Origin of the sequence: Exiguobacterium sp. SH1S21 (assembly GCF_004337175.1) — a bacterium.
Taxonomy (GTDB): domain Bacteria; phylum Bacillota; class Bacilli; order Exiguobacteriales; family Exiguobacteriaceae; genus Exiguobacterium; species Exiguobacterium aurantiacum_A.
The window spans coordinates 43,100-68,306 of record NZ_SJUY01000010.1 but is presented as its reverse complement, the minus strand read 5'-3'; the positions used below and the strand labels follow the sequence as shown (position 1 = coordinate 68,306).

Sequence of the window (25,207 nt, the reverse complement as noted above, 5' to 3'; positions counted from 1 at the left end):
ATTTCTGTATAATGTTTTTGAGTTCACATACCTATAGAAGAAGAGTGTAGGAGAATTATAGAGGGGAATGACGCGACGTATGAACGATACTATTTTGAAGGCGTTTCGAGGAGAGGCGACAGACTATGTGCCGGTCTGGTATATGCGCCAAGCCGGACGCTACCAACCAGAATATCGTGAGATCAAGAAAACGAGGACGTTGTTCGAAATCACACACGATTCAGAACTATGCGCCTACGTGACGGAACTCCCGGTCAAGCAACTCGGAGTCGACGCGGCCATTCTGTACAAAGATATTATGACGCCACTCCCGTCGATGGGCGTCAATGTAGAAATTAAGAGCGGGATTGGCCCGGTCATCGATAATCCGTATCGGACGATGGAGGACGTCGAGCGCTTAAAACCGCTGAATGTTGACGACATCTCGTACGTGCTTGAGACGATCCGTTTGCTTCGAGAGCGTCTTGAAGTGCCGCTTATCGGATTCTCGGGAGCGCCGTTTACGCTTGCGAGCTATATGATTGAAGGCGGTCCATCGAAAAGCTATCATCGGACGAAAGCTCTCATGTATGCTGAGCCGGACGTTTGGAACGCGCTCATGGACAAACTTGGAGACATGGTCATCACGTACGCCAAAGCGCAAGCCGAGGCCGGTATCCAAGCGTTCCAATTGTTCGATTCATGGGTCGGGACGCTCAGCCGCAAAGATTATGTCCGTTACATTAAACCGACGACTGAGCGCATCTTCACTGAATTGCGCACACTCGACATCCCGCTCATCATGCACGGTGTTGGAGCGAGCCATCTTGTAGAAGAATGGCAAGATCAGCCAATCGACGTCGTCGGGCTCGACTGGCGCTTGTCGGTTCAAGAAGCGCGCGATCGCGGCATTACGAAAGCGGTGCAAGGAAACTTGGACCCGTCGTTCTTGCTGGCACCATGGCCGGTCATCGAGGAGAAAGTGAAAGAAATCCTCGATGAAGGGATGAAACAACCGGGCTACGTCTTCAACTTGGGACATGGGGTGTTCCCAGAAGTCGACCCGGCCGTACTCGTCAAATTGACGGCATTTATCCATGACTATTCACGTGAAAAAATGGGAGGCAAATCATCATGAAAACAGTCGGATTACTCGTAATGGCTTATGGAACACCATATAAACCGGAAGACATTGAACGATATTATACGCACATCCGTTACGGACGCAAGCCGGCACCGGAAGCGCTCCAAGACTTGACGGAACGCTATGAGGCGATCGGGGGCGTATCTCCGCTCGCGAAGATCACGATCGACCAAGCAGAGACGCTTCGAGACATTTTGAACGAGCGTCACGCTGGTGAAATCGACTTCAAATTATATATCGGTCTCAAGCATATCGAACCGTTCGTCGAGGATGCTGTCGCGCAAATGGCGAACGACGGCATTAAAGAAGCGGTCTCAGTCGTTCTTGCTCCTCATTATTCGTCATATAGCGTCAAGTCTTACAACGGACGCGCCCATGAAGAAGCGGCGAAATACGACATCGAGATCCGTTCGGTCGAGTCGTGGTACGATGAGCCGAAATTTATCAATTGGTGGGCTGAAGCGATCAAAGAGACGTTCGCGAACTTGCCGGTCCCAGCCGAAAAGGCATGCTTGATCGTGTCGGCGCATAGCTTGCCAGAGAAGATTTTGGCTGGTGGCGACCCGTACCCGGATCAGTTGAAAGAGACAGCAGATAAGATCGCGCAAGCTGCTGGTGTCATCAACTATGAGGTCGGTTGGCAGTCTGAAGGCAACACGCCGGATCCTTGGATCGGGCCGGACGTCCAAGATTTGACGGCTGAACTTCACGAAAAACATGGCTACGAGGCGTTCGTCTATACGCCGGTCGGTTTTGTCGCTGACCACCTTGAAGTGCTCTTCGACAACGACGTGGAATGTAAAGTCGTTTGTGACCGCCTTGGCGTTCACTACGCACGTCCAAACATGCCAAACGCAGAGCGGAGCTTCATCGAAGCCGTCGCAGATCGGATGGAAAGCGTGATCGTGCATCATGCGTAATTTGACGATTGTCGGTGGTGGGATCACAGGTCTCACCGCCGCTTTTTATGCCGAGCGTTATTTGCCGGAAGACGTGACGATCACGCTGTTAGAGGCCAATGACCGGTTGGGCGGGAAAATCGATACGTTCGAGACCGGTGAATTCGCGGTCGAGCGCGGTCCTGACTCTTACGTGTTCAGGAAGACGGCGATGACCGAGTTGATCTATGACGTTGGTCTCGGGGACGAGCTCGTCCGGAACGGGGTCGGGCAAGCGTACGTCTTGCATCATGACGGGTTACATCCGATCCCGAAACAGACGGTGATGGGCATCCCGCTCGACGTCGACGCGTTCAAGCAGACGTCGCTCTTGTCAGAAGACGAGCACGCGGCATTGCGGGCCATACTGTTGTCGCCCCCAGACATCATTCCCCCAGAGACGGACGTCTCACTTGGCCTCTATCTTCGAGAACGGGTCGGAGATCCGATTGTCGACCGATTGATCGAGCCGCTATTGTCGGGTATTTATGCCGGCGATATCGACAAGATGAGTGCGCTGTCGACGTTCCCGCAGTTTATCGAAGGTGAGAAGAAGTACGGCAGTCTATATGAAGGGATGCGCCATCTTCGTCCCGAACAGCGTGTCGCTGAAGTCGGCGCGAAGAAAGTCGGACAGTTCGCTTCGCTCCGGCGAGGTTTGAAGTCGCTGACGGACCGTCTCGCGGAACGGCTCGAGCGGACAGAGGTCATCTTGAACTGTTCGGTCGAACAAGTCGAGGAGATGGAGACAGGCTATCGTCTGCTCACGAATCGTGGCGATATGGATTCAGAGCGTCTCGTACTGACGGTCCCGCCGCGTCTCATTCGTCAGTTCTTACCGAAAGTCGACAGTGATTTCTTGGCCGATATGAAGCCGCATGCGACCGCGACGTGCTCACTCGTCTTTAAAGAGACAGACATCGAGCTCCCGTTCGTCGGTACGGGCTTCGTCACGAGCCAAGAAGCGGACGTGATGATCACGGCGTGTACGTTCATCGATCAAAAATGGCCACACGCCGTGCCGGACGGCTATCACGTTCTCCGTGTCTTCCTCGGTCGTCCGGGTGCTGACGAGATCGTCGATGCACCGGATGAGGACATCGTGGCGACAGCGCTCCGTGACTTGGGCGATTTGATGAACATCAAAGCCGCACCGCTCCAGGCGGTCGTCAGCCGGCTGCGGGACGGATTGCCGCCGTACGCGGTCTTCCACGCCGACCGGGTGCGAGCGCTTCGGGCCGAGATGAGCCGAGTTTATCCGGGCGTGCTGCTCGCGGGGATCGCCTACGACGGGATCGGCATGCCGGATTGTATTAAGAGCGTCCACGAGCAGATCAAACAGTTAGCAGAACTTGGTTAAGGAATTGTGAAGAGAGGTGTCGGATTTTTCCGTCGGCCTCTCTTTTTGTTATAGTTAGAAGCGAAAGAGAAAAAGAGGGAGTGGATGTTGATGACAACGTATAAACTGTTCGTATCCGATATGGATGGCACGATTCTGCACAACCACACAAAAATCGCACCGGAGACGGCTGAAATCGTCCGCGCCGCCGAAGAACAAGGGATTCGCTTTGCGATTGCGACGGGACGCAATTACTTCAACGCGAAAGAGATTCTCGATGAAGTCGGTCTTACGTGCCCGATCGTCTCGTCAAACGGGGGCCGCGTCTTGACCGAAACGGGAGAAGTGCTCCATGAAATCGATTTGACGGTAGAAGAAGCGCTCGAAGTCGTGTCGGTGCTTCATCAAGACCATAAGTATTCAGACATTTTCTACGAGATGTATTCGGAAGCGGGACTTGTCGCAAGTCGCCTCGATTTGATCGATGCGACGATGGAGAACTTGAAGCAAAATGGTGACGACCGGTCGCTCGAGATGTATGAGTTCTTCCGGAAGCGTTATTACGTCAACGAAGACGTCCGTCTCGTCGAGGATATCGAGGACTTCATCAAAAACGAGGCTGGACGCGTCTATAAATTCATCGCGTTCTCAAGTCATTTTGAGAAGATGTCATCACTATGGACTGAAATCGATGAGCGTGTCGACGGGGTATACGTCACGTCATCAGGGAACGACAACATCGAAGTGATGGCGAACGGGGCCGACAAAGGTCACGGCGTCAAGAAGCTCGCCGAGCACTTCGGTGTCGATTTGTCAGAAGTCGTCGTCATCGGTGACAACTTGAACGACGTGCCGATGTTTGAAGTCGCCGGCAAAGCGATCGCGATGGGCAACAGTCACGACGACTTGATCGCGATCAGCCACCACGTCACGGAACGTCATGACGAGTACGGCGTCGCGAACGCGTTGAAACGCATCATGAGCGGTGAATGGAAGTAAACAGGTTGTAGAGTGGATGATTCGTCTCGTATAATACAACTAACGAACATCCGATTAGGAGGAAACCGACTGTGAAATTTATCTTTAACCCGGACATCCGGGACCCAAAACTCAACTTGGCGGTCGAGGAGTATATCCTCAAACATTTGAACGTCGAGCACGAGGACTACTTCTTGTTCTATATTAACGGCCCGTCGATCATCATCGGGAAAAACCAGAACACGTCAGAAGAAGTCAACTTGAAGTATATCGAAGAGAACGGGATCGACGTCGTCCGTCGCTTGTCTGGAGGCGGTGCCGTCTATCACGACGAAGGCAACTTGAACTTCAGCTTCATCACGAAAGATGACGGCAATTCGTTCAACAACTACAAGAAGTTCACACAGCCGATCGTCGATGCGCTCAAACAACTCGGTGTCGAAGCAGAATTGACCGGTCGTAACGATATTCAAGTCGGCGAACGGAAAATCAGCGGGAACGCCCAATTCACGACGCGCGGTCGCATGTTCAGCCACGGGACGCTCATGTTCAACTCGAACATCGAGGAAGTCGTCAACTCGCTCAACGTTTCGGAAGAGAAGATGCGCTCAAAAGGCATCAAGTCGGTCCGGAGCCGGGTCGCCAACATCACGGAATTTTTAGAGGAAGAGATGGAGATGGAACGGTTCGTCGAGGCGCTCCTCCACTCGATCTATGATGGTCAAGACCCGGAACGTTACGTACTCCGTGACGAGGACTGGGAAATCGTTCAAGACATCTCGAAAGAACGCTACGCGAACTGGGACTGGAACTTCGGGAAGTCACCGAAGTTCGACGTCGAATCGAAGCGTCGTTTCCCGATCGGCACAATTGACGTTCGTTTGAACGTCAATAAAGGGACGATCACAGAAGCGAAAATCTACGGCGACTTCTTCGGCGTCGGTGATATCCACGACGTCGAGCAAGCACTCGTCGGGACGCGATTCGAACGAGCCGCGATTCGGGAACAATTGTCACACCTCGACGTCAAGCATTACTTCGGTAACGTCGACTTAGAAGAACTGGTCGATCTCATTAGCTGAGGCGATTTTGCAGAAGGATGGTCTGTTTCAGAGACCATCCTTTTTGGCGTTTTCGTGAAACCTTGTGTGTAGCGTTGCGAGTCGTTGCGGGAAGGCGTATCATAATCAGTGCAAGCGCTTTCTTTAATGGAGATGAGCCAATAGGAGGAATGAAGATGTGCCGTTTCATCACAGAATGGATGGACACGAACTGGATGTGGGTGACCGATCAACCGACGTTCGAGCGAGCCATGCTCGCGATTGGTCTTGAGCTAGAAGGAAAAGGGATTGTCGATGATACGTTCGCGCAAGTCATCATCGAGCAGGAGCGCACGATCCCGTCCGGAGTGACGGACGTCGCCATCCCGGTCGCTGTCGTTGACGTGCCGAACCGGGTCTCAAAGCGCGATGGCATCACGCTGCTCCACTTGAACCGTCCGTTCGACGTGCAGACGATCGCTGGGGAATCGGTCTGTGCAGAAATGATCTTTATCATCACAGCGACGACTGACGAGAAGAAGCAGATGTTTCATAAGTTGATCGATGATCTGCTCATGGACGACGAAGCGTTGCAAGCGCTTGTTCACGTCCAAAGCCGGGCCGGACTATATCATTTACAGATGATGGATTTGAAAGCGTTTTCTTACTGAGATGTTTCATGTACAATAGAGATAACTGAAAAAGAGCGCGGTTGACGTGCTCTTTTTTACGGCTCAAGAGTGAATCGTCATTCATTTCTAAAGGGGGATTACCATGGCAAACTTAGTCACAGCGTTACAAGGGGTTGTGGCCGCGCATCCAAATAAGGCGGCCTACGTGTTCGGGGAGGACACGGTCAGCTACGAACAGTTTTTCGGACAAGTCCAAGCGATGGCATCGACGCTTGAACAGAAGGGGATCGACAGAGGGGACCACGTCGCGCTCGTCCTCGGGAATAGCCCGGCGTTCTTGATTTCTTATTTTGCGGTCCTCGCGCGTGGGGGAATCGTCATTCCGATCAACCCTACATATACGCCGGACGAGATGGCTTACATTTTACTCGATGGAGACGTGAAAGCGATCGTCGCCTTGTCACCGCTCGTCGCGCAAGCCGAAACGGCGCTCACGAACTTGCCGCAGTTGAAGCTTGTCATCTCGGTACCGTATGCGGAGGTGCCCGCAATCGAGCGCACAGGGGATATCGAATTTATGCCGTTTTCAAAAGCGTTCGCCTCGGGCGTGACGGCGCTAGTCGAGGTCGATGAACAAGACGTCGCCGTCATCTTATATACGAGCGGGACGACAGGTAAACCTAAAGGGGCGCTGTTGACCCACCTCAACTTGTTCTCGAACGCGCACTCAATCGGAGAATATCTCGAGATCACACCGGACGATAAGGCGCTCGCGGCGCTGCCGATGTTCCACGTCTTCTGTTTGACGGTCATCGTCAACGCGCCGCTCCTGCGCGGAGCGACGATCATCATCTTGCCGAAGTTCTCGCCGCAAGACGTATTCGATCTCATTCCGAAGCATCAGGTCAGCATTTTTGCCGGTGTGCCGACGATGTACAACTTCTTGTTACAAACGGCGCTGAAAGTACCGGCTTACGCGTCGGCGCTCAAGCACGTCCGCGTCTTCGTCTCGGGCGGGGCGAGCTTACCGGTCCAACTGCTCGAATCGTTTGAACAAAAGTTCGAGTGTAAGATCCTCGAAGGGTATGGCCTGTCAGAGGCGTCGCCGGTCACTTGTTTCAACCCGCTCCACGGGGAACGGAAAGCGGGATCGATCGGTCCGTCGATCATCCACGTCGAGAACAAAATCGTCGACGAGCTCGGTGAAGAAGTTGGTGTCGGCGAAGTCGGGGAACTGATCGTCCGCGGTCCGAACGTCATGAAAGGCTATTACAAACTGCCTGAGGAGACGTCGATGACGCTTCGGGACGGATGGCTCTATACGGGCGACTTGGCGAAACGTGACGAGGACGGATATTTTTATATCGTCGACCGGAAAAAGGATATGGTCATCGTCGGTGGTTATAACGTCTACCCGCGGGAAGTCGAAGAAGTGTTATACCAACACCCGGGTATCGTCGAGGCTGCCGTCATCGGCGTGCCCGATGCCGAGCAAGGTGAAGCGGTGAAGGCGTTCATCGTCACCCGCGATGAGCTTTCGATCGACGAGATCCGCGCGTTCGCGGCGACGAAACTTGCCAAGTACAAACAGCCGAGCCACATCGAGATCATCGATGAGTTACCGCGAAATACGACCGGTAAGATTTTGCGGACGGTTTTGAAAAGCGAGGCGTTTCAACGCAACTGAATCAAGCAAGGGCGACACACAATTGTCGCTCTTTTTTATTTCATACGTTTGACACCATTACGGGGTAGGGGTATATTAGACGTGAGGTGATAACAATGGATGAATTCTTGCACGAACAGCCGCTCGTCCCGCGCGAAGACGCCGAGCGAGTTGCACTCAGTAAGCGACTGCGCCGGATCGAAGGCCAAGTCCGTGGGATTCAAAAGATGGTCGAGAGCGACCGATATTGCGTCGATATCTTGACGCAGACGTCGGCTATTCAAGCCGCTTTAAAGCAAGTCGAGATGCAGCTGCTTGAGCGTCATATGCGTAAATGCTTGGTCCATGCGAGTGAAACGGAAGATATGGATCCATACATTGACGAATTGATGACAATTGTCAGCCGCATTAAAAAGTAAGGAGGTGCTCGTATGAAGACTGTCGAACTGTCGATTCAAGGAATGACATGCGCCGCATGCTCAGCCCGAATCGAGAAAGTATTGAATAAGATGGACGGGGTCGATGCGACCGTCAATTTGCCGCTCGAGACGGCGACAATTCGCGTCGAGGACGGCATCACCGAAGAGGAGCTGATCGCCCGGATCGAGAAGATCGGCTACGGGGCTGAACGAAAAGTCGAGCTCACACCGAAACATGACCTCCGCCCACTAGAACGGAAAGTGCTCATTTCGGCGCTTCTTTCGGCGCCGCTCTTACTCGTCATGATTACCCATATCCCTGGGTTAATGTTCCATGCCGATTGGCTCATGAACCCGTGGTGGCAATTCGCGCTCGCGACACCGGTCCAGTTTTGGATTGGGGCCCAGTTTTATCAAGGAGCGTATAAGAGCCTGAAGAGCGGGGCGGCCAATATGGACGTCCTCGTCGCGACGGGGACATCCGCCGCCTATTTCTATTCCGTGTTCGAAATGCTCGTCCATCCGATGAATCCGTCCCTTTACTTCGAGACGAGCGCTGTGTTGATCACGCTCGTATTGCTCGGGAAATGGTTGGAGGCACGGGCGAAAGAAAAAACGACAGATGCGCTCAAATCGCTTCTGTCGTTGCAGGCGAAAGAAGCAATCTTACTCGTCGACGGGGAAGAACGGTCGGTGGCGATCGACCTTGTCAACGTCGGCGACGTGATCGTCGTCCGTCCAGGTGAGAAAGTGCCGGTCGACGGTAAGATCGTTGAAGGTGAGACGGTCATCGATGAATCGATGCTGACCGGCGAATCGATCCCGTCTGAAAAAGGCGTCGGTTTTGATGTCGTCGGTGGGACGATCAATCGAACACACCGCTTCTTGATGGCGGCAGAGCGTGTAGGCAGCGAGACGATGCTTGCGCAAATCGTCCGTGTCGTCGAACAGGCACAAACGGATAAAGCACCGATTCAACGGCAGGCCGACCGAATCTCTGGCGTGTTCGTACCGATCGTCGTCGCCATCAGTGCCGTCACGTTCGCCGCTTGGTTGTTCGGGTTTAATGATCTCGATATGGCGATTCGGTCATCAATCGCCGTCCTCGTCATCGCTTGTCCGTGTGCGCTCGGACTTGCGACTCCGACATCGATCATGGTCGGGACCGGCCGTGCGGCTGAACAAGGCGTCCTCTTTAAAGGGGGCGGTCAACTCGAATCATTGAACGGTGTTGATATCGTCGTGTTCGATAAGACGGGGACGCTCACGAACGGGACGCCTGAAGTCGTGGCGACGTTCGGGGACGAATCGTTCTTACAACGGGCGGTCATGGCCGAGCGTCAGTCGACGCATCCACTCGCGGAAGCGATCGGTCGTGGTGCCGGCGTCGGGCACGTGGAACGGGTCGAAGAGTTATCGGGCCGAGGATTGAAAGCGGTCGTCGATGGGAAAGAGCTTCTTATCGGTTCGGTCCGGATGATGCGCGAGGCCGGATTCACGTTGCCTGATTGGGACATGCAAGCGATGACGCCGGTTTACGTGGCGAGTGAATCTGAAGTCGTGGCAGCGTTCGGTCTTCAAGACCGGTTGAAAGAAGGTAGCCGGGCTGTCGTGCAACGACTTGCGACGACGAGACAAGTGTATGTCTTGACGGGAGACCGAAAAGAAGTCGCGCTCGACGTGGCGCGTGAACTAGGCATCGCTGAAGCGAACGTCATTGCCGAGGTGTTGCCCGTCGAGAAGGCAGACCACATCGAGGCACTGAAACAACGTGGCCGCGTCGCCATGGTCGGTGACGGAATGAACGATGCGCCTGCGCTCGCCGTCGCGGACGTCGGTATCGCCTTCGGCAGCGGGACGGACGTCGCTTTAGAAGCGGCGGACGTGACGATCATGGGTCGGGATATCGAAGGCGTGGATCGGGCGATCGAGATGAGTGCGCTCACGATGCGAAACATCCGTCAAAACCTATTTTGGGCGCTCGCCTATAATAGCTTCGGTATACCGATTGCCGCGGCCGGTTTGCTCGCTCCATGGATTGCTGGGGCAGCGATGGCGTTCAGTTCGGTTTCGGTCGTATTGAACGCACTGCGATTAAAAAAACAAGGAGGACATTCCAAATGAATGAAACAGTCTTGAAAGTAGAAGGTATGACATGTAACCATTGCAAGGCAGCGGTTGAAGGGGCTTTGACCGAATTAGAAGGCGTCGAGTCAGCCATCGTCTCGTTACAAGATCACCGAGTCGATGTCATCCATAACGATAAGATTTCCGTCAAAGTGATGATCGAAGCTATCGAAGAACAAGGTTACGACGTCAACGCATAACGACCGAATCCCGCCTGTGAGGCGGGATTTTTTTGTGATGTTCTCATGCTAAAAACTATGATATAGTATAGATGATAATGAGAATCGGTATCAGCGGGAAGGTGGGACTACGATGGAACTCGTCATGATCAGCGGCGTGTTGGCGTTACTTAGCGGGGGGACGGCCTTCCTCGCTCAACAATTGCGGACACGGTCGACACGGTAAGGAGGGGAAACCCTTCTTTTTTTCGTTAACTTACGCGATTGACGGTACATCCAGCCGGTTCAAAACGAGTGATTTCCCATCATTCGTCGACAATTGTTTGATATGATGTTAAAAAATGCTGCAGAGGTGACTAAAATGTACACGATCTATTTAGTCGATGATGAGGTCAATTTAAACAAAATGCTCGTCACGTATTTAGAGCAAGAAGGCTACCAAGTCCGTTCGTTCACGGATGGTGTATCAGCCCAAGCCGCGATTCAAGACGAACCTGACTTATGGGTGCTCGATATTATGCTGCCGGACCTCGATGGTTTTCAGTTGTTGAAGCAAATCAAGGCGACGAACGCCAATACACCGACGATCTTCATTTCGGCCCGTGATGAGGACATCGATAAAATCATCGGACTGGAGATGGGTTCGGATGACTACATCGCCAAACCGTTCTTACCGCGCGAGCTCGTCATCCGGGTCAAAAAATTGATCGATCGGGTGTACGGGTCGAAATCGAACGAACATATCGAGTATGGGGAATACACGATTTATCCGGACAAACGACTGATCAAGCATGCTGCGGATGATATCGATTTGACGTCCAAAGAGTTCGATTTATTGTTGCTCTTCCTCGAACATCCGGGCTCGGCGCTGTCGCGTGAGCAAATATTAGAAGGTGTTTGGGGTCGCGACTATTTCGGCTCAGACCGTGTCGTCGATGACTTGGTCCGACGCTTACGGAAGAAGTTGCACCGACTCGAACTTGAGACGCTGTATGGGATCGGTTATCGACTCGTTAAGCCATGAGACTTCACGATCTTAAGCCGAAACGGCTCATGTGGAAAATCTGGGTATTGATTTTACTCATCATCGTCACCTTGGCGTTGATGATCTTGTTGACGGTCCGCTCCTCGATCACGCAGTTCATCGATGAACAAGTGTATGAGACGCTTCAAGATGTCGATTATTACCTCGGAAATACGAATGAGCTCGAAAATATTCCGAGCAACCCGATCGAGTACGATCGGCGTCAACAAGAATCACGTTCGGTCAATCAGCTTATCTTTTTGCCGAACGGACGCATCATTTACGGCTCGGCCCCGCTCGAGCTGACGAATCGGATGTATCAAGAGGCGCTCGAACAGACGAGCGAGGTCGCCAAATATCAGACGACGATCGATGGGGAAGACGTCTACTATACGATTCGTCAAAACGAATATGACGGTGCCCTCATCTACCAGGCGTCATACGCCTGGGACGCTTATCGCCGTGAGCTCGTCTCGACATTGTACTGGCGTATCTCGATTTTAATTGGTGTCATCAGCCTCCTGTCACTCATCCCGGCCCTTTGGATGTCGAGAGAGTTGACGAAACCGATCGTCGAGATGGAACGGGCCGTTGAGAAAATATCAAACCGCCAATGGGAGACGGTGTTACCACTCGCCAGGGAAGACGAGCTCGGACAATTGGCACGGTCGATCGACGCGATGCGCCAAGAACTGCAAGAGCAAGATTTGGCGCAACAGGCGCTCTTACAAAACATCTCTCACGATTTGAAGACGCCGATCATGGTCATTCGCGGCTATGCCCAGTCGATCGGGGACGGCATCTATCCGACTGGAGACTTGAAAGGGTCGGCCGAAGTCATTGATGAAGAAGCATCGCGTCTCGAGAAAAAAGTGGTCGACTTGTTATACGTCACCAAGTTGGAGTATTTTAAAGGTCAAGAGATGAAACTCGATCCGATCAACCTCGATAAGTTGGTCGAACTGCTCATCGACCGCTTCAAACTCCGAGGAAATCTCGAGTGGACGTTGACCGGCCACGCAGGCGAGATGCTCGGTGACGGGGAACAGGTTCGGGTCGCGCTCGAAAACGTGCTCGACAATGCGATTCGTTACGCCGAGTCGACGATTCAGGTCGAGCTCGAACGAACGGATGCAGGAATCGACATCGTCATCAAAAATGACGGCCCGTCGGTCGATGAGAACCTTGACCTGTTCCATCAATTTTCCCGTGGGAAACAAGGCAAGTTCGGTCTCGGCTTATTTATCGTCCAGCGCATCGTGACCCTCCATGGCGGGTCCGTTACCTTGGGTAATACGAACGACGGAGTTGCTGTCCAATTCCACTTCCCGCACCTGAAAGACACACAAAAATTAAAAACGGATGACAGATTTTAAAAACCAGCCTGCGAACGGCTGGTTTTTTTAGTGGGAAATGTCGACGAGCTGTTTGCACACGTTTAAGGAACTTGTTATGAATAACGTGTAAGTCATATTATACGTTTTGGAGGAAGAACAGATGACACAGTTGACGAATGATACAAGAGCGTTGGTTCCGGTATTTAATGAGTACGGTGAGGCCGAGACACTCGTCTATCAGCCCGATGGCGTGCACCGTCTGAAAGGTTCTCCGATTCACTTGCTCGAATCGGCTTGTCTCTATTATGGATCAAGTATCCAAGGGCGAATTGAAGCGGCCCGTCACGTGCTTGGTCCTCATCGAAAAACCCCTGTCGTCATGGATTGGCATGCCGATGCCGTCTTTTTCCCGACGATCGCCAAAGAGAGTCCTGATTGTGCATGGATCAATTTTCAACATGTCACGGGCATCAAAAAGTTTGGCAACGGGACCCGGATTCAATTTCTGACCGGGGAATCGATTCAAGTCCCTGTCTCCGATCATACGGTCCAACGGCAGAAGCAACGGTCGATTGAATTATCTTATGCGTTCCAAAAACGTTTCCATAGTAGCACATTGCATCACGTTTAAGGATTGAAAACTGATTCAAACCCCTCTATGATGAAGAAGAATAGTTCATATGTGTATTTGCACATCATCCGAAAGCGAGGGGTCAATATGTTTTTTCAGAAAATGATTGAGCGAGGAAAATTGATTATTGTATTTTTACTCGTTGCAATCGTCGTCGGGGTACTCACGTTTTTCCAGCTACCGAAACGTGAAATCCCAGAGACTAGCGTCAATATCATTCTCATTCAGACCCCATATCCAGGGGCGACCGCTGAGACGGTCGAACGGAACGTCACAAACATCCTTGAAACCGAGTTAAGAGGGCTTGAAGGGGTTGAGAACGTATCGTCGCTGTCCGCGTCGGAGTTCTCGAATATCACTGTCGAGTATGAAGACGGATTTGATCAAGGCGAACTGCAAGCGAACGTGAGGCAGGCGATCTCAGACGCGGCGCCTCGGTTACCTGACAACGCCTTAGCACCGACGGTCAACGATTCGATCGGTCAGCTTCCGGTCGCTTCCTATTTGTTGACGTCGAGCGATCGCGAGTCGCTTGAAGCGGTTCGAGAACAAGTCGAACGGCTAGAAGACCGTTTGTTACGAACAGATGGTGTGACCGGGTTCACGATCAAAGGGCTCCCGGAAACAGAATTCGTCGTCTCACTGGATTCCGAAGCGCTTGGGGAACGCCAACTCGCATTCCCAGACGTCTTGACGGCAATCAATGAAGAATATAAGACGACACCGCTCGGTCGTCAATCAACGGACGGCGGTATTTATCAATTGGCGATCGATAACTTGACGAACGTCAACGACATGGATGAAGTCATCGTCGGTTCTGTCGACGGTGAACCGGTCCGCCTTGCCGATGTCGGTACGGTCGAAGAGACGACGAAAGCAGTCACCGACCTCGTCTCACTCGACGGCGAACCAGCAATCTCGCTCACGGTGACAATCGAGCCAGGTCAAGACATCCCGACGCTGCAACAACGCGTCGACGAAGTCGTCGCTTCTGAAGTGGGAGACCTAGACGGGGTCGAACTCGTCACTTATTACGATCAAGCGAAAGCGGTCGATGCGATCTTCTCGTCACTTACGAAAGAATTCATCATCGCCATGATCGCAGTTATCGTCGTCACGACGATCGGGTTGACGTTCACAGGGTCACTCATCGTCAGCCTGGCGATTCCATTGTCATTCTTGATCGCGCTCATCCCGCTCCGCTTCACGGGAGTCGATTTGAACCAAATCTCGATCATCGGGGCGATCATCGCGCTCGGTATTCTCGTCGATGACGCGATCGTCGTCAACGACAACATTTTGCGTCGCTACCGGAAAGGCGATACAGCCATGGTCGGTGCCGTTCGCGGAACGAAAGAAGTCTGGGGATCGATCGTCACGTCGACGCTCGCCGTCGTCTTCGCGTTCTTACCGCTGACACTCTTGTCAGGCGCGAACGGGAACTTTATCCGAGCGTTACCGACAGTACTCGCCTTGTCGGTGCTCGCATCGATGGTCATCAGTTTGACACTCGTGCCGATCGCACAGTATTGGTTGAACCGGAAGAAAGTGAAAGTGTCGAAGCGTGAGCCAGGCTGGCTTGGCGGACCGCTCAACCGTCTCAGCAATTTTTATGCGGATCGGTTGCTCCCAGTCGTCGCTAAACGGCCGTGGACGTTCGGAGTGGTCGGGTTTGTCATCACGACAGCACTATACGGGCTGATTCTGTTGACACCGTTCGAGTTCTTCCCGGCTGCTAACCGACCAGAAGTCGTGACGAGCGTCACGTTCCCGGTTCAAACCGACTTAGAGGAAACAGAACGTCGCCTCCAACAGATCGAGGCCGAATTCCAACAGATTGACGGTGTTACCGAGACCGCTATTTTCGCTGGCGGTGGGCTCCCGAGCTTGTTCACCGGTGGACTCGACCAGTCAGGTGACAATGCAGGACAAGTCGTCGTCCGAGTCGACAACGAACAAATCGATGCGATTCAGTTGATTGATGAGTACACGTCGCAAATACGTGAAAACTATCCGGACGCTGAAATCTTCTTAGATACGCAGCAGCAGGGACCACCAACGTCTGCCCCGGTAGAGTTCACAATGCGCGGTGAAACGATCGAAGAACTTGTCGAGGCACGGGATACGGTCAAGGCTGACCTCGAAGAAATCGATGGTGCGCTCGTGCTCGACAACATTAAAGAACCTTTCCAGACACTCACGTACGAATTGAACCGAGAAGCGATGGCTGCCTCTGGAGTGACCGCGAAAGCAATTAGCGATCAGATCCGGTTAGTCACGGACGGCATCCCGATCGGTACGTTCGACGATGGTGTCGAACAACGCGATGTGAAAATCGTCGTCGATGCGGCCGCAAACCGCGAGGCGCTCGCCCTTGACGAGATTCTCGTTCCGGTCGACACGGAAGCCGGTCCGCCGGTCGCACCGCTCAGTACGTTCGTCACCGAAACGACGACTGAACAGATCCAACAGATTCCGCGTGAGAACGGGGAGCGGATCGTCACGCTTCAAATCTATGCGACTGAAGGAATGGATGAAGATGCGTTCAAACAAGACGTTGAACAGATTCTCGATGACGCAAAAGCAGACTTGACGAGCGATGGCATCTCGTTCGAACAGTCAGGAGCGAGCGATACGCAAAATGAGTTCTTCGTTGAACTCGCGACGTTGTTCATCGTCGTCTTGTTCTTGATTTTCTTAATCATCGCATTCCAGTTCAATTCACTTTCATTACCGCTTCTCGTTTTGTTCACGATTTACTTGGCGATTGCCGGTGCGGTCGTCGGGCTGTTCATCACGCAGACGCCGTTTAGCTTCATGGCATCGATGGGGATGGTCTCACTTGCCGGGATCGTCGTTCGAAACGCGGTCGTCTTGTTCGAATTCATCGAGCAAGGAATTCGCAGTGGAATGTCCGTCACAACAGCGGTATACGAGGCAGGACGTGCACGGATCCGTCCGATTCTCCTCACGGCGTTGACGGCGGTCGTCGCGTTACTACCGGTCGCGTTCGGTGAAGACCCGCTCTTCAAACCGCTCGCCATCTGTATCGTGTCGGGAATTCTGTTCTCGACCGTACTGACACTCGTCCTTGTTCCGGCTTATTACTTGATCTTGGCGAAACGTCGCCATCGGGATAAACCGTTCACGGATTGATCAGCAAGCGAATCGGCGCCCGGTCCAAATTAGGACCGGGCGCTTGTTTGTTTGTCTCGTCAAGACTGATGTTTTCGTCAGATGTTGTATGGGTATAATATGAAGAGATACTTCAGCATATTGGAGGGAATATAGATGAACGATTCATACACTTGGTTAAATCGTCGTAAGATTCGTCCGGCCTATAGCGCGACCGGTGCCCGCACATGGACGAGCGAACGTGTCGTCCGACCGGATGCCGCTCGTGGAAAGACGGTAACAGACGTCAAACGGGTTCGCCGGCCTTACACGGATGAATATGGAAACCGCCGCTATACGACAGGACGTGTCGTCGTGACGGACGCGGCCCGCAAAGCACGGGCGAACGGTCACGGTGAGACGGCCGTTCAACTTGAATTGTCGGTTCCGACACCGTACGAACGTGTCAAAAAGATGATTCCGACGAAGAAAATCCTCGTGCCTGCGATGGCTGGGATCGCCGTCGCCGGAGGAATCGCCGGAGTGATTTACGCGCTTCGCAAGAAAAAACGAAACAAGAAACAATAAAAAAATCGCCCGCGGGCGATTTTTTTATTTGAGTCGATCGGCAAGAATCCGCTTGAGCTGTTGCTCACCGAGTTTTTGCATCTCTGCTTCGTTCTCTTCGTCGTAGGCATCATCTGTGAAACGCCCGACAAATTCGACTTTCCCGTTTCCAAGTTCACGGAACACGAGGTTTTTACGGTCGTGATAAAAGACGACGCGATACTCCCGTCCGTTCTTCTGTGTATAGTTGAACACACCTTTGATGTGGTCCATGTTCTTTTCTTCGGGTAAATCTTCTTCCTCATCCTCTTCAAGGACTTCGGCGAGGACTGCCGTAGGTTCTACTTCTTCCGTTTCCTCTTTAGCTGAAACGGTCTCTTTTTTCTCTTCTTCTGTCATGAAAACCGACCTCCTTTGCTTACTTTCCTATCATACCCGCTTTTTTAAATGATGACTACTCAAAATGGTGCGAGCAGACGCGGATGACGTTTGACGACGACATGATCAGACGTTGAAACAATTGTCGCTTGATCGCTTCCGGTGCGTCGACCGTCTTGAGCGCTTGTTCCATGCACCCGAGCCAATGACCGGCGTGTGTTTCTGAGATTGGGTGATCGCGGTGGATCATCGCCAAGTTGCCGCCGCCACGTCGTTCCGTATACAGTTTTGGTCCTCCGAGCAGTTGCGTCAAAAATTCGAACTGATGTTGTTTTACCCGGTCTTTGTCGTCTGGAAACAGTGGCAACAGTACGGGATCAGCGTAAACGAGTTCGTAAAAAGCGTCGACGAGCTGTTGGACGCCGCGTTCGCCTCCGAATTGTTCATATGCACTCATAGTATTCCCCCTCATACGTTCAGTCTAATCGATTTTCGAACGAATAGGATACGAGAAGGTTGTGTTTTTTTCTTACAAGGTAGCCGGCAGGTTTCCCTCTACAAACAGCAGGCGATACGTCATAATAAAAGAAAAAGGGAAGGGGTGTTCGCCTAAATGACGGTCACTTTTCATGTCGGACGGTCGGGTAGCGGTAAGAGCGAGCGGATGACCAATCAAGTCATTCAAGAGCTAAAGCGCGATCCGAGCGGCCCGACCATCTATATGCTTGTCCCAGACCAAATGTCGTTTGAAATGGAACGGAAGATGGCGATGACAGACGGTTTAAACGGATCGACGCGGATTCAAGTGCTGTCGATGCGCCGTCTCGCATTCTTGATCATGCGCGATCACGGTGTCGCGACCGAGCAGTTTTTAGACCAGACAGGGACCCATCTTTTGTTACGGCGTGTCGTCGAGATGAACGAGGAACGGCTGACGCTGTTCCGACGCACGATGAACCAGTACGGGTTTTACGAAGAGCTGAACGAGTTGATCACGATGTTGAAACGCGGCCTCGTCGAGCCGGAGCAGTTGCTTCGCCTGAGCGAGCAAGACCAACATCGGGCCTTGAAGTTGCAAGACCTCTCCATCCTCTATGAAGGCTTCTTGACGATGACGGCCGGCAAAACGCTTCACGCCGAAGACTACTTCAAAGTGATGTTGCAGTTGTTACCGGAAGTCGATTTAACAGGGACTCACTTTTATGTGGACGGGTTCAACGAGTTTTCGGAACAAGAGCTCGCGGTACTCGTCGCTTTAGCCGAGAAGGCGCCGCTGGACGTCTTGTTGACGGTCGACCCAGACTCGCTCTATCGTCCGCACCCGTTGTTCGGACCGACACAGCGGACGCTGATGCGCTTTAAAGAGCTGCTCTCAGAACGTCAACTTTCGTCGACGGATGAACTGTATCATGGGGTGCATCGCTTTAAACATCCGAGTCTCGCTTATCTCGAGGCGACGTTCGGGCAAGTGAAGGCAGCGCCATATACGCGGCCGGAAAATCAAGTCGCCTTGAATGCAGCCGTCGACCGGACCGTAGAAGTAGCGGCCGCTGTACGCGAGGTCACACGACTTGTCCGCGAAGACGGCTACCGCTTCCGAGACATCGTGTTCATCTCAAGGTCACTTGAAGAATATGGAGATTTGGCGTCACAAGCGCTTCAAAAAATGAACTTGCCGTTCTTCCTGGATGAACGGCAGCCGATGCTCGATCATCCGGTCGTCGAGTTGTTGAAGGCGACGATCGAAGTCGCGCTCCGCGGCTACCGGGAAGAAGCTATATTCCGCGCGTTGAAGACCGAGCTGATCGTGCTCGACCGAGATCATCGGCGTACGTCTGTCGATCGGCTCGAGGCGTTCGTGATTGAGCGGGGCATCAAACATTATCACTGGCATGACGAGTGGCAATTGAAACGCCGGGCCGAAGATGAGGCCAAGTTGACGGGGGAAGAACTCGATACGGAGGCGGCACTCAACGCCTATCGTCAAACCGTCGTCGAAACGTTCGATCCGCTCCTCACCGATTTGAAAGCGGCCAAGACGATGCAGGCTTACACGCACGCCATTTACGCTTTTCTAGACCGAATCGATGTCTCGTCATGCCTTGCCCATTGGCGCGAAGAAGCGCTTGAGGCATCACACCTGATTGAAGCAAGAGAGCATACACAAGTATGGGACGCCGTCCTCCATCTTCTCGAGCAACTCGAGGCGGCTGCGCCGGAAGAGACGCTCTCGACGGAACTGTTCCTGCAAATGATGGACACCGGCCTCGATAGCCTGCGCTATGCACTCGTCCCGCCGTCACTCGATCAATTGACGGTGACCGATTACGTGCGGGGGCGTTTGATTGATAAAAAAATCGTCTTCTTGCTCGGTGCTAACGAAGATCAAATCCCGCTCGTCGCGACGCAATCGAAACTGTTGACGGACCACGATATGGACTTCATGCATGAGAACGGTGTCCGGGCGGGGAAAGCGACCGAGCACTTGTTTGACGATGAGACGTACTACTTGTATAAAGCGTTGACGGCGCCAAGCGACCGGTTGTACGTCAGTTACGCACTCGTCGACCGGAGCGGGAAAGCGATTCAACCGGCGAGTTTCATCGCCGACGTCAAGGCACGGCTCGGTAACGGCAAGGCCATCAAGACCCACTTCGCAGAAGCGGGAGAGCATCGCCCGACAGATCAGCTCGCCTTCATCACGAACGTGAACCAGACAGCGGCCGTGACGGCGCTCGAGTTGCAACGGCTCAGCCGTCACTACCCGATTCAAGAGACGTGGTTCACGGTGTACAACGAACTGTTGAAGCATCCGGAAGGACGCGAGCGAATCCGACTGTTGACGAGTGCGCTGTTTTATCAAAACGTTCCCGAGCCGTTGCCAGAGTCGGTCGCGAAGTCACTTTACACGAACTCGATTCGGGCGAGTGTGTCCCGCCTCGAAACGTTCCAAGCCTGCCCGTTCCGTCATTTTGCGAACTACGGCTTGCGTCTGAAAGAACGACGGCTCTATCGGCTCGAGGCACCGGACATCGGTAACTTGTACCACCGGACGATCGAACATATGTCTCAAACCGTCAAGATGGACGGGAAAGAATGGCGTGACGTGTCGCCCGACCAATGTGCGACACTCGCGGAGTCGGCGGTCGAACTCGTCACACCAGAGATTCAAAATGCGATTTTGATGAGCTCGAACCGCTACGGTTACTTGAAGAAAAAGCTGACGGACGTCGTCAGTAAGACGGCCGAAGTATTGATCGAGCAGTCGAAACGTGACGGGTTCGATCCCGTCGCGTTCGAACTCGCGTTCGGGAGCGGCAACTTCCCGCCGGTGTCGTTCACGCTCAGCAACGGGGCGACGTGTGAACTTGTCGGCCGGATCGACCGGGTCGATACGGCACAGGTCCATGACCAGCTGTACGTCCGCATCGTCGATTACAAGTCGAGCAAACGGGAGATCGACTTCGCTGAGATTTATTATGGTTTGGCGATGCAGATGCTCATCTATTTGAAAGTGTTGATCGAGCAAGCAGATGCTTGGGCGAAAGGGTCCGTAGCACCTGCAGCCGCGCTGTATTTCCACGTCCACCGACCGCTCGTCACACCGGCCGAGACAGATGCCGAAACCGAGCGGAAAGTGCTCGAGTCGTATCAGATGCAAGGGTTACTCGTCGACGATCCAGCCATCCTTGAGGTGATGGACAAGACGGCGAGAGGGGAACAGAAAAAATCGATCGTCATTCCGGTCAAATATAAGAAAGACGGGACACTCGATGCGAACACGACGAAAAAAGTCGTCTCACCTCCTCAGCTCGAGCAGTTGATGGACCACGCGCTCGACCTTGCCGAGACGAGTGTGGAGGCGATGTATGATGGGAAAATTGGTGTCGAGCCTTATGAATATAAAGAACGGCGTCCGTGCCAGACGTGTCCGTATCAAAGTGTCTGTCATTTTGACGAGGCGCTCGCCAACGAGCCCCGTCAGCTGAAAAAGTTAGATAAAGAAGAAGTTTTGTTTAAATTAGGAGGTGACGCCGATGAAGTGGACGAGTGATCAACAAGCAGCCATCGACGCACGGGGGTCTCATGTACTCGTCTCGGCGGCAGCCGGTTCAGGGAAGACGGCCGTGCTCGTCGAACGGCTCGCGAGCCGTTTGCTCGATGAAGCGGACGAGTTGACGGCGGACCGTATGCTCGTCGTGACGTTCACGAACGCCGCAGCGGCCGAGATGAAACGACGGATCGCCAAAGCGCTCGATCAGGCGCTGCGGGAACATCCGGAAAACGACTATATACGAAAACAACGGCAAATGCTGAACCGGGCGCTCATCACGACGATTCATTCATTCTGCTTAGAAGTCATTCGTGAGAATTACTACTTGCTCGACCTCGATCCGGCCTTCAAAATCGCCGAGGAGCGAGACTTGGTGCTTTTGCAAGACGATGTGCTCGAAGACGTGCTCGAAGAACAGTACGGTCAAGAAGACAGCTCGTTTTTCGCACTCGTCGATGCCTATACGTCTGACCGTGGTGACAGTGAAATCGAAGAGCTGATCCTAGGTTTGTATCAATACGCGCGAACCCTTCCGGATCCGGAATCGTATTTAGATGAGCTGGTCTCCCTTTATCAATTTGAAGGCGACCCTGACGAGGAACGGCTTCTCGTCGAGTTCGGGCAGTTGCTCTGGGTCGATATTGAAAAGGCACTTCGGCAACTCCGGCGTGTAGCGATCGAACTCCGGCTTGCCGGTTACGAGGCGCAATCGGAGAACGTGTCCAAAGCGATTTTCCCGTTCCAAAGCATCGACGAAGACACGCTCAAATGGAGTGAACTCGAGACGGCGTCCCGAGCGGTCAAATTCGGAACGATGAAATCGGTCCAGAAAAAAGACGAGCATCACATCTATCACACGGTGTTGAAGCCGGCCTATGACCAAGCGAAAAAACGGCTTGTGGATGCGGTCGGTCAAGCGAGTGTCAGCGGAGCTGATCATTTAGACGTCTTGCTGTCACAGCGTCCGCTCGTCGAGACGCTCGTCCGCACCGTCCGAACGTTCGGGGCCGCTTACGAGCAAGCCAAGCGGGACCGCGCCTTCGTCGACTTCAGCGATCTCGAGCATTACGCGCTCGCCATACTACGTGACGGGGATGCCCCGTCCTCGGTCGCGTCGCTCTATAAACAGCGATTCGCCGAAGTGTTGGTCGATGAGTATCAGGATACGAACGAGATCCAAGAGACGATCATCGGACTCGTCAGCAATGAGAGTGAACAGCTCGGCAACTTGTTCATGGTCGGGGACATCAAGCAATCGATCTATCGGTTCCGGCACGCCGAGCCGAGGTTGTTCATCGAGAAAGCGACGCGGTTCAAACAAGCGGGGTCAGGGCAACGGATCGACTTATCACAAAACTTTAGGAGCCGCTCCGAAGTGCTGCACGGAATCAATGACCTATTCATTCAGTTGATGGACGAAGAAGTGAGTGAGATCGAGTACGACGAGGCGGCACGCCTCGTACCGGGTCGGGCGTATGAAGAACTCGAGGCAAGTCCTGAACTCTTGATCGTCAACGGTGAAAGCCGTGACTTGTCGAAACAGGAGCTTGAAGGCCGTGCCATCGCCACACGTATATTAGAGCTCGTCTCTGGGGATGAGCCGTTCAAAGTGACGGACGAGGCGACCGGATTGCTTCGTTCCTGTGAGTACCGGGACATCGTCATCTTGGTTCGTTCGAAAAAAGAGCGGGTCGAGCAGTTGATGGATATTTTGACGCAGTATAATATCCCGGCTTATACCGATTCGGACGGCGGCTATTTCCAAGCGACGGAAATTCGAATGATGTTGTCGCTCTTGAAGTTGATCGACAACCCGCTCCAAGACATCCCGCTCGCCGGAGCGCTCCGGTCACCGATGTTCGGTTTCACCGATCAAGAGCTGGCCAAGATTCGCTTAGAGTCGGAAGCGTCGTTTTTCGATGCGCTCAAGGCGAAAGCAGACGATGACGACGAGCTCGGATTGAAGTGCGGGGACATGCTCGATCAGTTGTCGGAATGGCGCACGTTCGCCCGCAACCACAGCTTGTCGGAGTTGATTCAGCAAGTGTTCAACGACACTGGGTTTTACGATTTTGCCGGCGGACTGCCGGGCGGGAAAGGGCGTCAAGAGAACTTGAAGGCGCTCTATGACCGGGCCCTCTCCTATGAACGGAGCGGCTACCGTGGGTTGTATCGCTTTTTACGGGTCATGGACCGTCTCCAAGATAACGGTGAAGATCTATCGGAAGCACGTTCACTCGGAGAAGAAGAGAACGTCGTCCGCATCATGACGGTCCATAAATCGAAGGGGCTCGAGTTTCCGGTGACGATCGTCGCCCAACTCGGCAAACAGTTCAATAAACGTGATCAAATGCAACGTGTCATCTTCCATAAACGATACGGCATCTCCCTCGACGCGATCGATGTCGTCACACGGACGAGAACCGAGACGTTCGTGAAAGAGATGATCCGTCGCGATCTCGATGCGACGATGAAAGCCGAAGAGATGCGTGTCTTGTACGTCGCGTTGACCCGGGCAAAAGAAAAATTGATCTTAGTCGGTACGGTCGCAGAACCGGTTAAACAGATCAACCAATGGCTACAAGTCGAAGCGACGGGTGAGACGTTGTCCGCTGACGCACGACGCGAGGCGAAGACGTATCTGGACTGGGTCGCGCCGGCGCTCCTCAAACTAGAAGGCGCGGTACCGTTCATCGAGGAGATGGGCTTACCGGTCTTTTCGCCGATACGGGAAGCGACGAGCTGGACGTATCGCATCATCGGACAAGACGATTTAGCGGAAGTGGCCACACTCCAAGCGATGATGGCCCAGCTTCATCATGTGCAACAGTTCGAGGCGATTGATTTTCCAGTCAAAGACGAAGAAGCGACGATGCAAGTCGTCAATCGAGCCTTTTCGTACAGCTATCCGGCCCAAGCCGCGACCGAGACGGCAGCGAAACAGACGGTGACGGAATTGAAGCGAGCGATGCAACTCGAGCAAGCAGCGTTCGAAGACACGTTCCGCCCGAGCGATACCCCGTATCGGGAGCCGAAATGGAAGCAGACGAAGCAGACAGGTGCCGAGCGCGGGACGACGCTACATCTCATCTTCCAATTGTTTGAGCCGACTGAACCGCTCGACATACAAATCGACCGGTGGGAAAATAATGGGATGCTCGGTCCGATCGAGGCAGAGACGGCACGGCTAGCGCTGCCTGAAATCGAGTCGTTCTTCAACTCGGAGATCGGTCGGGCGCTGTCTGAAGCGCTACAAGCCGGGCGAGGATGGCGCGAGCTACCGTTCACGTATACGGTGCCTGCGGAGCGAGTGAATCCGAAGGCGACGTTCACGGACGAGCACGTGTTGATTCAAGGGATCATCGATTGCCTGTTCTTCGATGGTGAGACGTATGTCCTGCTCGACTATAAATCGGACTCGGTCTTGTTCACGAGCGCATCGCGAGAAGAGGCAAGACAGTTGCTTCGTGACCGCTACGCTGTTCAGCTGTCGCTCTACCGCGAAGCGATCGAGTCGATTTGGAATATCCAAGTCGGGACGACGGTCATTTATTCTTTGGAATTGCAGGAAACTGTTGTACTATAATGTAGACGATATGATTGTAAAGGTGTACGGTTATTAACCGTGCATCTTTTATTTTTGTGATTACGAAATAGATTA

19 protein-coding genes are annotated in these 25,207 nt (G+C 53.2%); 17 read left to right on the top strand and 2 right to left on the bottom strand.

Features of this window, described 5'->3' with window-relative positions:
- Positions 1-67: 67 nt before the first annotated feature.
- The 15 genes from hemE to EVJ24_RS12965 all read left to right on the top strand — a co-directional run bounded on the left by hemE (position 68) and on the right by EVJ24_RS12965 (position 17,135).
- Positions 68-1,117, top strand: a complete 1,050-nt coding sequence (gene hemE, locus EVJ24_RS13035) for a uroporphyrinogen decarboxylase (RefSeq protein WP_070327861.1) — start codon at positions 68-70, stop codon at positions 1,115-1,117.
- On the top strand, positions 1,114-2,043 hold the full coding sequence (gene hemH / locus EVJ24_RS13030; protein ID WP_070327860.1) for a ferrochelatase: 930 nt from the start codon (positions 1,114-1,116) through the stop codon (positions 2,041-2,043). The genes hemE and hemH overlap by 4 nt, the downstream gene beginning before the upstream one ends.
- Complete coding sequence (gene hemG / locus EVJ24_RS13025) at positions 2,036-3,421, top strand: protoporphyrinogen oxidase (RefSeq protein ID WP_131441600.1); 1,386 nt, start codon at positions 2,036-2,038, stop codon at positions 3,419-3,421. The genes hemH and hemG overlap by 8 nt, the downstream gene beginning before the upstream one ends.
- Before the next feature lie 84 nt (positions 3,422-3,505).
- Positions 3,506-4,399 carry a Cof-type HAD-IIB family hydrolase gene (locus EVJ24_RS13020; protein WP_131441599.1) on the top strand — a complete coding sequence of 298 codons (894 nt, stop codon included), beginning with the start codon at positions 3,506-3,508 and terminating at the stop codon, positions 4,397-4,399.
- 71 nt (positions 4,400-4,470) lie between these two features.
- Positions 4,471-5,460: a lipoate--protein ligase gene (locus EVJ24_RS13015; protein WP_131441598.1), complete on the top strand. Its 990-nt coding sequence runs from the start codon at positions 4,471-4,473 to the stop codon at positions 5,458-5,460.
- A gap of 155 nt (positions 5,461-5,615) precedes the next feature.
- Positions 5,616-6,089 carry a PTS sugar transporter subunit IIA gene (locus tag EVJ24_RS13010; protein ID WP_236637660.1) on the top strand — a complete coding sequence of 158 codons (474 nt, stop codon included), beginning with the start codon at positions 5,616-5,618 and terminating at the stop codon, positions 6,087-6,089.
- 103 nt (positions 6,090-6,192) lie between these two features.
- On the top strand, positions 6,193-7,737 hold the full coding sequence (locus tag EVJ24_RS13005; protein WP_131441596.1) for a long-chain-fatty-acid--CoA ligase: 1,545 nt from the start codon (positions 6,193-6,195) through the stop codon (positions 7,735-7,737).
- Positions 7,738-7,832: 95 nt separating this feature from the next.
- Positions 7,833-8,135: a metal-sensitive transcriptional regulator gene (locus EVJ24_RS13000; protein ID WP_070327854.1), complete on the top strand. Its 303-nt coding sequence runs from the start codon at positions 7,833-7,835 to the stop codon at positions 8,133-8,135.
- A 12-nt stretch (positions 8,136-8,147) separates the two neighbouring features.
- Positions 8,148-10,259, top strand: a complete 2,112-nt coding sequence (locus EVJ24_RS12995; RefSeq protein ID WP_131441595.1) for a heavy metal translocating P-type ATPase — start codon at positions 8,148-8,150, stop codon at positions 10,257-10,259.
- Positions 10,256-10,462, top strand: a complete 207-nt coding sequence (locus EVJ24_RS12990) for a cation transporter (protein WP_131441594.1) — start codon at positions 10,256-10,258, stop codon at positions 10,460-10,462. The genes EVJ24_RS12995 and EVJ24_RS12990 overlap by 4 nt, the downstream gene beginning before the upstream one ends.
- 340 nt (positions 10,463-10,802) lie before the next feature.
- On the top strand, positions 10,803-11,465 hold the full coding sequence (locus tag EVJ24_RS12985) for a response regulator transcription factor (RefSeq protein ID WP_070327853.1): 663 nt from the start codon (positions 10,803-10,805) through the stop codon (positions 11,463-11,465).
- Positions 11,462-12,841: a sensor histidine kinase gene (locus tag EVJ24_RS12980; protein WP_131441593.1), complete on the top strand. Its 1,380-nt coding sequence runs from the start codon at positions 11,462-11,464 to the stop codon at positions 12,839-12,841. Before EVJ24_RS12985 ends, EVJ24_RS12980 begins: the two co-directional genes overlap by 4 nt.
- A gap of 121 nt (positions 12,842-12,962) precedes the next feature.
- Positions 12,963-13,433 carry a competence protein ComK gene (locus EVJ24_RS12975; protein ID WP_070327851.1) on the top strand — a complete coding sequence of 157 codons (471 nt, stop codon included), beginning with the start codon at positions 12,963-12,965 and terminating at the stop codon, positions 13,431-13,433.
- A 102-nt stretch (positions 13,434-13,535) separates the two neighbouring features.
- A complete protein-coding gene (locus EVJ24_RS12970; protein ID WP_442899265.1) occupies positions 13,536-16,589 on the top strand; it encodes an efflux RND transporter permease subunit in 3,054 nt (1,017 codons plus the stop codon).
- Between the two features lie 135 nt (positions 16,590-16,724).
- Positions 16,725-17,135 (top strand): hypothetical protein, encoded by a 411-nt coding sequence (locus EVJ24_RS12965; protein ID WP_131441591.1) that lies wholly within the window; start codon positions 16,725-16,727, stop codon positions 17,133-17,135.
- Positions 17,136-17,159: 24 nt separating this feature from the next.
- On the opposite strand, the gene EVJ24_RS12960 is transcribed toward EVJ24_RS12965, so the two are convergent.
- Together EVJ24_RS12960 and EVJ24_RS12955 are read right to left on the bottom strand one after the other, a co-directional pair.
- Positions 17,160-17,513 (bottom strand): hypothetical protein, encoded by a 354-nt coding sequence (locus EVJ24_RS12960; RefSeq protein ID WP_131441590.1) that lies wholly within the window; start codon positions 17,511-17,513, stop codon positions 17,160-17,162.
- A gap of 55 nt (positions 17,514-17,568) precedes the next feature.
- On the bottom strand, positions 17,569-17,949 hold the full coding sequence (locus EVJ24_RS12955; RefSeq protein WP_070327848.1) for a truncated hemoglobin: 381 nt from the start codon (positions 17,947-17,949) through the stop codon (positions 17,569-17,571).
- 156 nt (positions 17,950-18,105) lie between these two features.
- Here EVJ24_RS12955 and addB point away from each other — a divergent pair, with 156 nt between their 5' ends.
- Both addB and addA read left to right on the top strand, forming a co-directional pair.
- Complete coding sequence (gene addB, locus EVJ24_RS12950) at positions 18,106-21,546, top strand: helicase-exonuclease AddAB subunit AddB (RefSeq protein WP_131441589.1); 3,441 nt, start codon at positions 18,106-18,108, stop codon at positions 21,544-21,546.
- Positions 21,530-25,132: a helicase-exonuclease AddAB subunit AddA gene (gene addA / locus EVJ24_RS12945; protein WP_131441588.1), complete on the top strand. Its 3,603-nt coding sequence runs from the start codon at positions 21,530-21,532 to the stop codon at positions 25,130-25,132. The genes addB and addA overlap by 17 nt, the downstream gene beginning before the upstream one ends.
- Positions 25,133-25,207: the final 75 nt, after the last annotated feature.